The sequence below is a fragment of the Salinicola peritrichatus genome, assembly GCF_003206715.1.
In the GTDB taxonomy this organism is placed as follows: domain Bacteria; phylum Pseudomonadota; class Gammaproteobacteria; order Pseudomonadales; family Halomonadaceae; genus Salinicola; species Salinicola peritrichatus.
In genome coordinates this window covers 20964-35132 of sequence record NZ_PZJU01000019.1, presented here as the reverse complement: position 1 = coordinate 35132, position 14169 = coordinate 20964, and the positions used below count along the sequence as shown (strand labels likewise).

Annotated in this window: 17 protein-coding genes and 1 pseudogene; 1 reads left to right on the top strand and 17 read right to left on the bottom strand. The window is 58.6% G+C overall.

Annotated elements, in window-relative coordinates; translation table 11 throughout:
• Nucleotides 1-10: 10 nt before the first annotated feature.
• From DOM57_RS08250 to DOM57_RS08240, 3 genes are all read right to left on the bottom strand, one after another.
• Nucleotides 11-541 (bottom strand): STY4534 family ICE replication protein, encoded by a 531-nt coding sequence (locus DOM57_RS08250; RefSeq protein ID WP_110648750.1) that lies wholly within the window; start codon nucleotides 539-541, stop codon nucleotides 11-13.
• 785 nt (nucleotides 542-1326) lie between these two features.
• On the bottom strand, nucleotides 1327-2187 hold the full coding sequence (locus DOM57_RS08245; RefSeq protein WP_110648749.1) for a hypothetical protein: 861 nt from the start codon (nucleotides 2185-2187) through the stop codon (nucleotides 1327-1329).
• On the bottom strand, nucleotides 2184-4214 hold the full coding sequence (locus tag DOM57_RS08240) for a DNA topoisomerase III (RefSeq protein WP_110648748.1): 2031 nt from the start codon (nucleotides 4212-4214) through the stop codon (nucleotides 2184-2186). Before DOM57_RS08240 ends, DOM57_RS08245 begins: the two co-directional genes overlap by 4 nt.
• Before the next feature lie 187 nt (nucleotides 4215-4401).
• Between DOM57_RS08240 and DOM57_RS08235 the strand changes: the two genes are divergently transcribed.
• Nucleotides 4402-4602, top strand: coding sequence for a hypothetical protein (locus DOM57_RS08235; protein ID WP_110648747.1), 201 nt, complete (start codon nucleotides 4402-4404; stop codon nucleotides 4600-4602).
• 242 nt (nucleotides 4603-4844) lie between these two features.
• On the opposite strand, the gene DOM57_RS08230 is transcribed toward DOM57_RS08235, so the two are convergent.
• From DOM57_RS08230 to DOM57_RS08165, 14 genes and pseudogenes are all read right to left on the bottom strand, one after another.
• Nucleotides 4845-5273 carry a hypothetical protein gene (locus tag DOM57_RS08230; protein ID WP_110648746.1) on the bottom strand — a complete coding sequence of 143 codons (429 nt, stop codon included), beginning with the start codon at nucleotides 5271-5273 and terminating at the stop codon, nucleotides 4845-4847.
• Nucleotides 5260-5466, bottom strand: a complete 207-nt coding sequence (locus DOM57_RS08225; protein WP_110648745.1) for a hypothetical protein — start codon at nucleotides 5464-5466, stop codon at nucleotides 5260-5262. The genes DOM57_RS08230 and DOM57_RS08225 overlap by 14 nt, the downstream gene beginning before the upstream one ends.
• 6 nt (nucleotides 5467-5472) lie before the next feature.
• Nucleotides 5473-6051: a hypothetical protein gene (locus DOM57_RS08220; RefSeq protein WP_110648744.1), complete on the bottom strand. Its 579-nt coding sequence runs from the start codon at nucleotides 6049-6051 to the stop codon at nucleotides 5473-5475.
• A 19-nt stretch (nucleotides 6052-6070) separates the two neighbouring features.
• Nucleotides 6071-6658, bottom strand: a complete 588-nt coding sequence (locus tag DOM57_RS08215) for a PH domain-containing protein (protein WP_110648743.1) — start codon at nucleotides 6656-6658, stop codon at nucleotides 6071-6073.
• A gap of 3 nt (nucleotides 6659-6661) precedes the next feature.
• Nucleotides 6662-7078 carry a hypothetical protein gene (locus DOM57_RS08210; protein WP_110648742.1) on the bottom strand — a complete coding sequence of 139 codons (417 nt, stop codon included), beginning with the start codon at nucleotides 7076-7078 and terminating at the stop codon, nucleotides 6662-6664.
• Nucleotides 7075-7566, bottom strand: a complete 492-nt coding sequence (locus DOM57_RS08205) for a single-stranded DNA-binding protein (RefSeq protein WP_110648741.1) — start codon at nucleotides 7564-7566, stop codon at nucleotides 7075-7077. Before DOM57_RS08205 ends, DOM57_RS08210 begins: the two co-directional genes overlap by 4 nt.
• Before the next feature lie 111 nt (nucleotides 7567-7677).
• Nucleotides 7678-8142 (bottom strand): DUF3158 family protein, encoded by a 465-nt coding sequence (locus DOM57_RS08200; RefSeq protein ID WP_162619488.1) that lies wholly within the window; start codon nucleotides 8140-8142, stop codon nucleotides 7678-7680.
• A 91-nt stretch (nucleotides 8143-8233) separates the two neighbouring features.
• Entirely contained in the window at nucleotides 8234-8668 is a 435-nt protein-coding gene (locus tag DOM57_RS22535; RefSeq protein WP_275425965.1) for an AcaB family transcriptional regulator, read from the bottom strand.
• Between the two features lie 14 nt (nucleotides 8669-8682).
• Nucleotides 8683-9003 carry an AcaB family transcriptional regulator gene (locus tag DOM57_RS22530; protein ID WP_110648837.1) on the bottom strand — a complete coding sequence of 107 codons (321 nt, stop codon included), beginning with the start codon at nucleotides 9001-9003 and terminating at the stop codon, nucleotides 8683-8685.
• A gap of 76 nt (nucleotides 9004-9079) precedes the next feature.
• On the bottom strand, nucleotides 9080-10306 hold the full coding sequence (locus DOM57_RS08185) for an STY4528 family pathogenicity island replication protein (RefSeq protein ID WP_110648738.1): 1227 nt from the start codon (nucleotides 10304-10306) through the stop codon (nucleotides 9080-9082).
• Entirely contained in the window at nucleotides 10306-10920 is a 615-nt protein-coding gene (locus DOM57_RS08180) for a DUF2857 domain-containing protein (protein WP_110648737.1), read from the bottom strand. Before DOM57_RS08180 ends, DOM57_RS08185 begins: the two co-directional genes overlap by 1 nt.
• Nucleotides 10917-12932, bottom strand: a complete 2016-nt coding sequence (locus DOM57_RS08175) for a ParB family protein (protein ID WP_110648736.1) — start codon at nucleotides 12930-12932, stop codon at nucleotides 10917-10919. Before DOM57_RS08175 ends, DOM57_RS08180 begins: the two co-directional genes overlap by 4 nt.
• Nucleotides 12933-12934: 2 nt before the next feature.
• Complete coding sequence (locus DOM57_RS08170; RefSeq protein ID WP_110648735.1) at nucleotides 12935-13435, bottom strand: hypothetical protein; 501 nt, start codon at nucleotides 13433-13435, stop codon at nucleotides 12935-12937.
• A 124-nt stretch (nucleotides 13436-13559) separates the two neighbouring features.
• A pseudogene (locus tag DOM57_RS08165) lies at nucleotides 13560-14117 on the bottom strand (DUF2786 domain-containing protein); the annotation flags it as partial.
• Nucleotides 14118-14169 lie beyond the last annotated feature (52 nt).

Here is a 14169-nt window from a genome sequence, read left to right as displayed (position 1 = left end):
TGAGGTGGAATCAGATGACCGCTTCGGCGGCACCGACCGATCCGCTGACGGCGGGTTGGGCAGGCGCCTCGGTTCCCTGCGACGCTGTTTCGTCAGCCTGGGCACGGGTGTGGGTCGACGCGGTTTCATCACGCCGTGGCGCTTCATAAACCTTGTCGCCATCCACCTTGGCCCAATTGACGAACAGTAGACGCGCCTTGAGGCTCACGGCTGTTTCACCAGCGCGATCGCCCTTGGTCCGCGTGAACGTGTCGGTGTAGAGGTCACCGAGTTTGAAACCGATCAGAATCTTAGGCTCAGCAAGCCCCTTCTCCTGACGATCGGCCACGGTGGCGTTGAACTTCTTGACCAGCTTCTGGGCTTCCTGACCGCTGACGCGGCAGTCGAAGCGACGATAGTCCACATCATCGGCAGGTCCGGTGAGCGCCGATATGTCGCAAGCCCAGAAGGCATCGCCACGTTTCGGGGTCACTTCGCGGATCCGGTTAACGTAACCTACGCCAGTGATGTGCAGGTCGAAGAATTGAGTATCGTTAGACATGGTGTTGCTCCTTTCGGATTGAGTCGACGAAATCCGGGAGACACACCATCCCCATCGGGGAAGTGAATCCCCGGTGGGAGGTACGGCAAGTGCCGTGAATTTGGAGGCTGCATCCAACTCTTGCGAGCGCCGCGTTTCAGGATGCGTTGCGGCGTTGGGATTGCCCATGAGGGCTAAGGGCGCTGCTGTTACCGTCAGCAGCCAACGTGGTACACCATCAGATTACGCCATCGACCGATGGCGTCAACCCTGGATCGTCAATCGCAAGGTGGGGCAAGCGATCAGGATCGCCCACCTCGCCTTGGGATTGGGGACCAGAACTGCGCGTAAGGATGCCACCAGAACCGGTATCGGGCGGCGAGATCAGATAGCCATTATGCCAGCACGCTTGGCATGCCCTCGTAGTCATGCGCTGCAAATGCCTCTGCATCCAGTCCCGATTCATGGCGTTGGACCGGTAGGGTTGTGCGCGGATCCCCGCACAAAAGGAGCCCAGGGGTCAGGCGATGGGTCTCGCCGATGAAAAACGAAGTCTAACCGGCCAGCGAGCCATCCCTGACAAGAGATGCCTTGCTGGCCGGTCAAGACGGGAAAGACAAGAGGTGGCCGACAACCGGTCGGCCTGTCTAACAATGAACCTGGAGCCCTATGTACGCCAATACAGTGCAAAGTCAATTGCGGGGGCACGCGGTCTCACCAGGCGTCGCGCTTTGGGATTGGACCACTGAGGATCCAAAGGGACCGGCTGATAACCGTCAGTCGGCAACGGGGTACGGCCCTGATTATCAAGCAGTGTTGCCTAACTGGCAAGTTTCAACTGGGTTTTGATCCCTGGCTTTGAACCAGCATCCCCATTCGCGGGTACGCGGGTATCCCAGACGATCCAGGTGCGGAGGGATCGCCCCTCGAGCGCTGCGGTCGGTGCCGTAGTGATGGCCACCATGTTCGTTCAGATAGCCGATGATCTGCTCGATATGTCTTTCCTTGTCCGGCTCCGAGGCCAGAAATTCGTCCACCATGGCCATGGTGCGCTTGAAGGGCGTCATGTACTCGGTCTCCCCGCCTTTCGACCCCGGACGAGCGATGCGCATGTCGGGATTGAGCTGGTCGATCAGGCGCTGCGCTGACCGCCGTGCGCCAGGCTGGATGCGCGGCGCGAGTTGACGGGTAATGCTGTAGCTCTGCGGATGGATCTCGGCTTCTCCGCCGTAGCAAATCTCCACGGCGGGTTGCTTCTCGATCGACATGAGCCCGATGCCGAATTCCCGCATCAGCCACCACAGTAGATTGTTGGATCGATACTGAGGGCGTTTGCAGGCGACCCAGATCAGATGAGGCATACCGGCCTGCTCTGGCCGGGAATGCGTTCGCCACCGGCTCGCCTGCTCGACGACCCCCAGTGTCAACGAGCGTTTACACTCGAAAACCTGGCAGATTCCTCTACGTGTCGCGATGAGATCGGGACGCCCGGGGAATGTCGCCAGTACCACCTCGGGATAGGTCTCCCACGACTGAGCGCGCAATCTCTGATCGACCACCCACGCGATCTCTGTCTCGGTCATCTCCTTGTCGAATGCCCCTGGCTCCTCGCCGGTGCCAGTCAGATATTCGGTGCAGTTGGACTCCCACTCATCATCGCGCATCATCCACGACCTCCCTGAGACTTCGATCGACTACGGGTCTTCGACTTCCCCTTCTTGCCGATCGGCTTGGTGCCGTCACAGTCGGGATAGCGGGAGCACGACCAGAAGGGGCCAATGCTGCTCTTGCGCTTGTGCATCTTCGCCTGGCACTTCGGACAGGTTTCGCTAGGTGCCTCCGGGAGATTCAACCGGGGGCGCTGGAGCGCCAGGTCGACGAGTTTCTTCACCATCACCGTCTGACGTGACATGAAGTCATCCAATGACATCTGGCCCTCGGCAACCTGGTCCAGCGCTTGTTCCCAGAGCGCCGTCATGCCCGGATTGCTGATCTGCGACGGCAACGCCGCGATCAACCCCTGTCCCACCGGGGTAGAGATGATCGTGCGGCCCTTCTTGCGAATGAACCCTCGCTTGAGCAACGTCTCGATGATGCCAGCACGGGTCGCCTCGGTACCGATGCCGGCACTCTCGCGAAGCCTGGCTCGCAACCGCTCCTCCGTGACGAACCGAGCGGCGTTCTTCATCGCTGAAATCAGCGTGCCCTCGGTAAAAGGTTTTGGTGGTTGAGTCTGACGATCCTTGACCAAGAGATCCGTGACAGAACAGCGCTCCCCATGACGGAGAGGCGGGAGCGCCTGCGCCCCTGAGACATCCTGCCCATCGTCATCAACCTCTTGCCCTTTGTCCTTCCCTCGGGGGAATAGCGCTTTCCAGCCATCGACCCGCACCTGGCGTCCCGATGCCACGAACGTCTCTCCGGACAGATCAAGACGCACATCGGTCTGGTCGTACTCATGGGCGGGCAGGAATTGCGCCAGGTAGTGCCGACGAACAAGATCGTAGACCCGAAATTCCTCCTCGCTCATGCGATCAATACGGCAGGATGCCGTGGTGGGAATGATCCCGTGGTGAGCGGTGATCTTGCTGTCGTTCCAGACGCGGCTCTTGAGCGTCTGATCCAGACGTTCGATCACCCGGGAGAGCTTCTGATCCGAATGCAGGAGCGCCTTCACGACCCCCCCAACCTCGGTGATCATTGATGTCGGCAGATAGCGGCAGTCGGTTCGCGGATAGGTGGTCGCCTTATGGGTCTCGTAGAGCGACTGGGCAATATTGAGCACCTGCTGGGCACCGAAGCCAAAGCGCTTCGAGCATTCCTGCTGCAGGGTGCCCAGGTCCATCACTAACGGCTGCGCCTCACGCTTGCGTGACGTCTCGACCGACGCCACCGTTGCCTGGCCATTCTGGCAGCGGGCCACCACCGTCCGCGGCGCGTCCTGGTTGATGCAGCGCCCTTCCTCGTCGAGCCAGTCCGCGTTGACCGGCAGCCACTTCGCCTGGAACGTACCGCCCTGCGCCTGCAGGCTCGCAACCACCTCCCAGAACGGCTTGGGCACGAACTTCGCGATCTCCTGATCGCGTCTTACGACCAGAGCTAGCGTCGGGGTCTGTACCCGGCCCACCGACAGCACGCCATCGTGACCCTGCTGTTTGGCCAACACCGAAAACGCACGGGTCAGATTCATCCCGACCAGCCAATCGGCACGGGAGCGCCCCAGTCCCGCTTGATACAACGAATAGGTCGCCTCCCCCGGCCGGATGCTGGCCAATGCTTTACGAATCGACGCTTCATCTAGCGCGGAGATCCAGAGCCGAGAGACGCGCCCCTGATAGCGACAGGCGTCGAGGATCTCGCGGCCGATGGTCTCGCCCTCGCGATCGGCGTCAGTGGAGACGACCACCTCGCTAGACTGTTTTAGCAGCCCCTGGATCACCTTGAACTGTTTGCTGGCGTCCTTGCGCACGGTGTTCTTCCACTGCGTGGGTTGGATCGGCAGCGAGTCTAATGACCAGCGCTTCAGCGCCGGATCATAGGCTTCGGGAGGGGCCTGCTCGAGGAGATGACCGAAGGCCCAGGTAACCACCACGCCGTTGCCCTGCAAACAGCCATTGCCTTTACGGGTCGCCCCCAGAACCGCGCCAATATCACGCGCCTGAGAGGGTTTTTCGCAGAGGAATAATCGAGACATGACACTGGGCCTCACAGAATGTGTATGGCCTAAGCGTGGCGGGCTGGACTTTTCGGTTCAGCAGGAAACGTTAACTCCCACCGGGTCGGCAAAAGATGCACTTGTGTCCAGTTAGCGTTTTTGGATGCCGGATCACTGCCAACGCCTCATGGTTGGAGCAACACATCGACCATGAGGCGACAACGATATGCCAAGGATCAAGGAGACGCTCTGGAGCAAGCTGGGAAACCTGATGAGAAGCGGAGGTATTGGCATGATAGGCATCGGCTTCGTCTGTGTGTTCCTGCCGATCGACTGGGGATCGATCAAGTGGATCTGGGCTACCGGGTTTGCGATCTGGTTTACTGGACTGGTGACCAATTTCTTGACCGACACGTTGAAGGAGTAACGCCGTATCATTCCTGCTAAAACTACTAAGCTGGACGTCCTAATCAAGTATGCGTCTAGAGCTGTCTCGGAAGATATAAGAAAACTGGGCACAACAATAACCGGAGTGGGGTTGGCCGCGATGTTTCTCACCAACACTCACCAATGGCAATCACTACTGGTATTCGCGGTCGGTATTGTTCTCTGGCTATCAGGACTCATCATTGAAGTCGGCCACAATAAAAAAACCGATACACAGTCCAATCAGCAACCACGCTCGCAATTCAGCAGATAATGCCCCTCGTCGATGATCCTGGCTTCCGCATTGCCGTGGGCCGCAACGCGTGTGTTGTCCTCGGCCACACACTGGACACCGGCATGTTGTGTCAGGGCCAGGGCCAGTCGCTGAGCCAGTGATCCGTTAAACGGAATGTCGGCATCGAGCCAGAACCACTGCGCCGTGGAGGCGTTATCGACGGTGATGACCTCACCGCTGAGCCAGCGCATGGGAATCAGGAAACGTCCCTGCCCGGGCTCGAGGATGGTCGGCTTGAGCAGCGTGCCATCAGGCGCGCCACGAAGTGAAACCGCTCCGTCGATGACAACATAGATGTCCGCTTCGACCCGCGCGCGCTGTCCCTGCAGCGGTCGAATGAAAAACCGCTGATAAGCTGTGATGTCACTCTTGTCCATCCGCCACGACTCCCAGGTCGATCCATTCGACGAGCGTCTCGTCACTGATGCCATACTCCTGCATCAACGCCTTGAGCCGAACACAAAAATCGACGACACGACCAGTCGCCTGCGTGTCGTCGAGTTCCCTGAGCATGTTGCCCAGCTGTTCATCCAGGCTCCAACCATCCTTGATGGTAAAGAAGTTGGGCATTAGCGATCAGTCTAACGCGGCCTTGAGACGCTGCTCCAGCGCCGACTTCATGGCATTGCCATCATAGGGTATACGTTGATCGGCCGGTGCCCAGCTATAGTGGATACTGGACCCCGAACCATTTTTCTGGATCTGCACCCGCTGCAGGATCGAATACTGCGTGCCCCCGATGGTCTGGGTGCCGTAATCGCCCAAGTCATAAAACGAGCCCGGCGTCACGGTATGCCGCCACGCTGCATCCCCCATCTGCCACTTCGACATCGTGTTGCCCTGTTCGAAGTCGCCAGGCGCTCGGAAACCAAAGGCTGGCTTGATCCGCGCGTAGGCCGTATCCACATCCAACGGGCTGTCGACATCGACCGAACCGCGCTGTGCCCCCAACGCGTTCACGTCCACGGACTCACCCTGGGCGTTCGTCGCCACCTGCTGCGGCGTCTCGTCAGGATCATAGTTGAGCGGCTCACCCGTGATCGGATTGTTGATGCAGGTCACGCAGACGCCGTTGGAGTAATAGTGATCCTTGGCGGCACAACCCGACAGTGCCAGACCAACAACAAGCGCCATGCCCACCATCTTGATATCCATGTCAGTGTCTCCCGTCCAGTCAGAGGGTTTGCGTGCCTTCGAATTCGCGATAATTGAGTCGTTGCTTCTCTGCTGTGTTGAGCTGATGTATCCAGTCAGCTAATTGATAAGCATTGGATTGTGCGGGGATTTTCAAGATGGGATGCGACCGGTCAACGGTATCCAGCACCACCGTCCCCAGCCCGAGAAGTCGCTCCGTCAGAGAGCGATTCGTGGTGATATCCCGAATCCTCACCAGTTCGATTTGGTCTCGACGGCGGCTTAGAATCCCGCGCGTATATTCGAGCCGCTGGTTGGAAAACGCATAAGACGATGTTTTCAGTACGAGAAGCTGGAACAACACAGGAAGCAAGCAACCAGCCCAGATAACGGCGACCAAGCCCGCAACCACGTCCTCGGAAGCCATGTCACTGAGATATTGGTACTCCCCAAGTGCGTAGAGAGTCAGATATGTGAGGCACGCCCCCATCACGACCCAGCCGATGAACGACGGGATTAACACTTTGGCCGATGGTTTCACCGTGGTGAGCGAGATTTCCTGCGTTACCGAATCTCCCCCCATCGGCTTAGGCACATCGACATCAGGGTCCACCAGGTTAGGGTCCACCGCTCACTCCTTGCCGATCTCGGCCTCGGGTTGACGAGCCGCCTGCCGCTGCTGTTCCAACACCGCTTGCACAGCCTCGAGCTCCGCTTTCTTCTCAGCCCGGTGTTCGCAGTCGTTTTCGATGGCAGAGAGGCCACGGCGAGTCATTGGTTCATCGGCCTCCGCGAGTTGCGCTCGCATTGCCATAGCTACACAAGGGCTGCCAACCAAGGCTTCTTCCACATGATTTGGCGACAAAGGCTGACCATGAAATACGTTCCATGCCTCCAATCCGCCCAACAAGAGGCCAACTCCACCCCAAATCAACACGCAGAGAAAAACTTGAAATCTGATGCGGGAGTGAAACACGATCACTCCCACAACCGCCGCGGCGCCGACCACTAGCATCCATATGGCAAACTGGTAATCTCCCCAAGTCATTCGCCAGGCCCTGGATCGCTATCCGCCGGATTCGCCCACTCGCCATCCGGCCCGGCCGCCTTGGCATAGGCCCCCTGCTGTGTGGTCGGAGAGGATGGTTGACGAGTGGCCTGCCCCTGGGCGGGCTCCAATACGACTTGAGACACCCGGTAAGGCAGGATCCCAACGCGATCAGCCTGGACCTTGAATGCCGACCGATCTTCCCCGGTATCGCGGTCCTTCCACGTGTCCTGCACCATCCGACCTGACACCATGACGCGCATACCCTGCTGGTACAGGTTTGCCCAGGCTCCGGCATCTCGATGCCAGATTTCGACGTTGGCCCAGAATCCCCCTCGATCCACCATGCCGGCATCCGTCGGCACCAGGTTGTCAAAGCGAACGTTCACGCGAAGCAATGCCCTTGGCGCTTCGTTGCCATTGCCAGGAAAAGTGCGCAGTTCGGGTTGGCTACCGATGTTGCCTTCACCGTAAAATCGGGTACTCATGCACATGTCCTCGATAGAGAGTGTGAGAAGACACTGTGTCCAACCCAGCCAACGTGGTCAGCCAAGAATGTTAAGTCGGATTCCAGGAGTTTCTGCACTGGAGTGGTACTGTCAGTGCTTCGATGAAACCGTGTCGAGTTCTTCAATCTCTTTGATCAACCGGTTCAGGCGTGTCACCTGTCGTGTCGCTGCTGCAGCCTTGGCATTGAAAATCAGTCGCTCGGTTTCTATTTCAATGAGCTTCCGACGCATGCCGCTGGAGATGCTTCCGTACTCCAAAACAGCCTCGAGCAACTTGCGGCCCATCTGGGTCTGTGCTTTATCTCGCCACTGAATAGGCCGAACTCGCCCCCCATGGGTGTTGTGCGGTTTTAACCACAGCCCGACCTGGACCACGGTTTGATTGTGCCGATTGGCGATGTCCGCTGACTCTTGCCACAACGTCTGACACTCATCCAACAGCTCATCCCGAAAACGAAGAACCTCCCCCTTACCCTTAAAGGGTTTTAAAAGGCCCTTTGCGTACTGGTTCAGTGCAAAATTTCGAGATCGTTCCAGTGCAGGCGTGGCGGTCATGATCATTTCCTGTCGGGAGTTACATCGTTCTGACGTGTTGCCAGTGGCAACACCTGGCCCATCGTTCTGACGTGTTGCCAGTGGCAACACTTCAGCGTGAAGATTCGTCCGATTGAGGTTGGGCCGGTGTTACCTCCACATCCTCGTCCGAGGCATCCCCAAGTAGTCCCATCGGCTCGCTTTGATCCCCATCCCGATGAATGGCTGGGGCAAACTCGCTTCGACGCGTACCTTCTAGAATGTCCTGGGGCAACTCACCAAATTTCTCTCGCGCCGCCCGTGCCTTGGCATTGTTCGCCGCGAAGTCGTCTCTCGTCGCACCACTGAACCCTGGAAACTTCACCGGGAAGTTGCACAGGGAGCGCATGGCGTGGCCGCCCTGCACGCGGATCATCTGCTGCCGTTGGTTGTTGCCGAGGAGTCCGATGTGATGTGCCAGCAACACGTCTCTGACAATTCCGTCGTAATCCATCAGCAGCATGACGGCCTTCCAACCAAACTGCCCGCCCGTGAAAACCGGGGTCACGTACGGCTGTTGGCTCAAGTTACGACTGACGTCCAAGCCCTCCGGAATGGCTTCCACAGGATGTTATCGACGCGCTGTCGCACCTGGTCCAGCGCCTGCTTGGTCTCGCCGAGCTTCTGTTCCAGGCGTAGCAGCCAGTCATCGGCATACGGATCATCCTTGCCAGCGGCAATATGGATCCGCCCACACCACAGCAGGTACTGCTTAAGCCCGATGATCTGGGTCTTACCGCTTTCGACACCCCGACCATGCCATAGCAGCACCGATGGATAGGTATGCAGGGTCATCTCGATCTTGCTCCGTAGCTGCCCTACACGGGGCTCGGTGCTGGCCATGAATCCTTACCTCGGTCAATGCACTGGATGGGGCTTCATCCTTGACGAATACTGGGTCTACACCATAGGGAAAACGTTAAACGGAATTCGTCGGGTTTCTTCGGATCCCTAGCCGTGCCAGCATGGCTTGGCGCTTCGCTTCGGTTTCGTCGGACAGGGGCTGCGGTGTTTCCAACGGCACCACGCGGTTCTGCATGGGACGAGGCTTGGGAGGCGCACTACCGCGCCGCTTGTCCGCGACGGATTGACCAAACTGGGTCAGTTGGAACTCTCCGCTCGCCGCCCGTTTGGCCAGCGTGTGCAAAAACGCCATGGGAGATTTCACCTTCCCGGCATCGAGGCGACCGGCGGCCTCGTCGACCACGGCTTGCCGGACATCGTTTGGCAGTCCGGTCAACATGAGCGACACGGCTTCGCGTTGATCACCGGACAGTTCGAGTGGCCATGACCACACCAGCGACGCCTGGGGTTCCTCGCGCGCCGTAGTATTACAAACAGAATTTGTATTACCCCGTACTGTAGTACCGCGCGAAGCATCGGAAACTGCGTCATAACCCATTGAATTTCGAATGAGTTTCCGCTGGGAACTGGGGCACGTCTCGCTCGGAAACTCACTGAGATTCCGCTGGAAACTGGGTGAATTCGACTGAGTTTCCATAGGGAACTGGGCTTCTGGGGACAGAGTTTCCTCTGGAAACTCGGTATCGATTTGCTGCTTTGCACGCCGATCGAGCCAGGCCAGCCGAGTCGGTGTATCCAATACCCCGCTGTCGGCCAACTCCTGTTTGACACATTCGGCGACCGCCGCCACGGCCTGGTTGCCATGGTGTGAGCACTGGATGACGTACTCCAGATAGCCAGGATCCAACGCCAAGGATTCACCGGCGGCCAGGGGCTCGTCATGCAGCACATAGACATTGCCGATCATCCGACCGTTGTCGGTGTTCCGGGCCTTCATGCCGAGCGTCATCCAACGAGTCAATCGGAGAATCGCAATGACGCGCGCCACCGTCTTGCGCGATGCCTTCCGGTTGGCACCGGATCGCAGTAGTGGCTCGAGCTCGTCGTAGGTGGGAAAGGCGGTGGTGCGATCGCTGTTGGACAGTAGCCGGATGATCTGCCATCCGAGAACATCGACGGCACCCAGCCGACTATCGAGAAGCAGTGCTCGCGGCACGGTCTCATGGGGATTGCCCATGAACAACAGGCCGTCGAGCCCTTCCACGTCAGATGCCGTGGCATCACCACGGCGCTGGGTCATTGAGGAGGCGGCACGTCCGATGAGCGCCTGGTAGTGCTTCATCAGGCAACTCCCGCTCGCATCACACCATCGTGCTCCTCTGCAGGCAGGCTGTCCTGTCGTGCCTGCTCAGGCGTGGTCCACTGCTTGATCAAGGCCCAGATCACGGCCAGCGGCAAATCCGTTTCTTCGGCCAACACAATCATGCCGCGTAGATCTTCAACGGCATCCACGCTTGAAGGATCGCGACTGATTGTTTGCCATCGATTCCAGGCATCGTGTTCCACGGCTTCCTCGGGCATCGGCAGTCTTCCCTGACGACTGGGTACGCCAAGTAATACCCGACGCGTTGAGCAATCATTCGGCGTCATCCCAAAGAAAGTGGATAGCATCTGGACGCTGGCACCCAGGATGATGCATTGATCGACTTGAGTATCTCGATCATGATCGCGATCGATACGTCTCAATGCCGCTTCGAGGGCCTGGTGATCCAGTTCAAAGCGGGCCACAGCGGGGAACTCATGAATCAAGGCTTCGATCTGACTCGCCTGCAACCGGCTGAGTTGCTGTAGCTCCTGATCATTGAACCCTAGCGCCCGCGCACGACGCATATCCCGCTCGCGAATCAGAATCAGCGCTTGGTTGAAAAGTGCATGATTGAATTGTGGTGTCATCATGATGCGTTTTCCCCTGCGTTCTCGGATGTCTCCCGCAACACCCGGATCAGTCGGATCAGCCACCAGACCCGAATCAAGAGCCCGTCAGGTAGACGAGTTTCCATGTCATCGCCATGGCTTCCGACCAGCTCGCCCAGTAATGAAATTTCCGCTGTCATTTGGGGATCGAATGTCCCTTGCAGTCCGGCCAGCAGTTGCCAGATCCGCTGTGCCCGAACCGAGGCGTCCCCCGACAATGGATTGACCTCAAAGCCCAACCCCTGGCTGGCGTTGAGATGCAAGGGGGCCTCGGCATTCGCACCGCTTACCTCGATACCGGCCCATTCGCCTAGCGCCTTGATCATCTCGCCAATCTGGACGCGCAGATCCCGTGGACTACGCCGCCAGGTCGGCACACTCCACAAGTCGGTGATCGGTGCCACGGGGCCACCCGACTGCAGCGGCACGCTCTTGAGCGCAGCGGCTTCGAAATCGATTGCCTCCTCGCCATGTTCTTTCGCCATCATGTGGCGCAGTTGGCGATGACCCTCCGATTCGTTGTAGGGATCCAGCGTTAGATCGTCGATCAGCGTCGCCTGTTCTTCCGGCGATCGCTCCGGTTGTGGGTTGTGCTCACGCATCAAGCCATCGACATCGAGCAAACCTCCACCCTCACCATCAACATCCTGACTACTCTGGGCTCGTGTCGCTTGCTCTTCCAATTCGGCATTGCGGGTTTCCAGCTCCGCCATACGCGCCCGCATTTTCTTGATTTCGAGCGGTTCATCGACGCCCCCCGCCCTGGGCACAGCCGGACGGCTATCAGGTGTAGGAGTCGTGTCGACTGTTGAAAAGTCGGTCTGGCCATCGTCGAAGCTCGGAAACCCGAACTCGTCATCGTCATGGCTGTCGTCAGCATCCAGAGGCGGGAGCACCGGCGCGTTCCCGGCAGGCGGGGGCGGCGCCGTGCTCGGTTTGGGCTTCTCCGGCACCGGGGGATAGAGATGGCGAGCTTGGGGATTACGGAGACGCTCGAGCTCGGCATCGACAGTGGTCCAGATATCGGCCTTGTCTTCCTCGCTGGCCGAGTGGCCGTGCTTGCGCACGGTGAACCAATTTTTCCAGGACATGTCGAGAGGATTGTAATGAAGACCGGTCTGCTCATGGAGCATGCCCTTCAACCGGTCTTCGACCAGGTTCCAGGCAAACTCGGTTTGCCCTTCGTGATCGAGTTGTGACATCTCGTCATGCCATGCCTGGGCAAAGTCCCCGTGCAGCACATTGTCCAGCCATGGTTGACCCTCGCCGGGGTCGTCCTGATGGCGTTGCCAGAAGTCCCGGCAGCGGCCCCAGCACTCTTCGCAGAATTGGCGGTAGGAGATAAGTTTGACGATCTGTGGCCGGCCCATTCCCGCCTCCAGCGTCATGGGGATCGTGGGCAGAAAATGCTCGATGGTATAGAGCATTCGACTCACGTGGCTTTTGTCGACCGCATACCCAAGTTCTCTAAGACGATCAGCTAGCTTGTTCTGGGAGATACGACCATCCATTTCTTCGATCATCCGCTTGGCTTCGAAGATACCCCGCGCTCGCTCGATCCAGGAGAGTTGGCCCCGGTTGTCGTTCTCGGCCAGGTGACCGGCGAGTACATTGATCTCGCCCTGCCACGGGATGTAATGGCAGTCCTGCCGGAAATAACGCTCGTCACCCGTCTCCCGGTAGAGCTCGTTGAGGATGGACAGGCGTGTATTGCCGCCATCGGAGATCATAAACTTGTCGTCACCGGGGCGCTGGGTGACGGTCAGTTTCTGCTTGAGACCCACGGCCTGGATCGATGCCTTGATGTCGTCATAGGCCGGATTGCGCTGGGTCCGGGGGTTGCGGTCGTAGGGCCGCAACTGCTCCAGCGTTAAGGTCATCGACATTTCCATGGACGGTGCCGGCAACCGATCAGTGGGCTTCGAGTTCAGCTTTGGTCCCGGCTGTTTGAGTTTTGCCGTGATCTCGTCTGGGGTCACTGTGGTCTTGCTCATGATCAAAGCTCCGGCTGCCGTGATGAAAGCGCATCACGGGTAAACAGGCGATCCAACTGCTGATTCAGACGGTCAATGCCCTGAATCAAGCTGAAGAGATTCAAATCTTTGCGAGTCGCGGGTGGGTATTGTTGGTACAGATCCGTGATACTGCGACGCAGATCCGATAAGTTGTCGCTTACGATCACCAACAACTCGAAATCACTGAGTTGGTGATACTGCAACTGCATCCATCGCAAGCTGTGCTGTGGTTGCATCTCGAACCGGCTCACCTTGTCGCAAGCCATGTGAAAGATCAGCCAGGTATCGGCGAGTGAGGATCGGATCGAACTATGGCGAGCCGAACACGCCTGGGGATGCAGTTCGAACCATTCATCGAGTGCGCGAGACCAGTCTGCGAAAGGGTCCATTGCGCCCAGCACCAAACACTCACGGGATTCCAGGTAGCGCTCGACACCCATCATCGTCGCCTCTCGATAGGGGAAGTTGAGAATCTTACCCATGGGACAAAGCCCTCCGTTCGTCCTGTGCAACACCCGTGTGCAGTCGAGCCTGACGCCCGGCTTCGAAGCCCCTCGACATGGCCTTGCGGTCCGCTGCCTGGTGGCCCCGATCGATGGCTTTCAGTTCCTTGAGCGTGGTGTAGTAGCGCTGCTTGTAGTGATCGATCGCGGCAACGGTATCGGCTGCCAACTCGACCGGCACGATGTGCTCGTAGGCTCCCAATACCCAAGCCGTGGCGAAGGCATCGGAACGTCGAATCTTGGTGATCCGCTTGGCACGCTTGCTCATGCCCGACAGGAAGGCACGCCGATCAGCGACAAGCTGGCGTTGCAGAACCTCAAAGGCGTAAGCCGCAATGCGGGCATGGCTTTCCTCCCCCAGGAAGGCATAAAACCCCTGCCATCCCGTGAAAGTCGGCCTGGCCTCGTAGACAGCCAACGTGCCGAACGCGGCGTTGACAAGGGACGCCAGCCGATCCAGCCACTTGGGCGGTTTTCGCCCCGATTCGGATTGTGCTGTGGCACGCCCGATGGACGACGCGGCAACATCGATCTCGCTGATGCCATGCTCGTTCATGAGATGCTGCGCCTGGCGCAGCGCCGTACCGGCCTCATGCTCATTGGCCGAGCGTGACAGCGCCAGGCAGCGCTCGATCTTGCGAAGGATGCGGTCGGAAGTCATTGAGCACCTCCCGTCGCATCGTTCTGGAAAGGGTGCCGGGCGCATCCCGTGG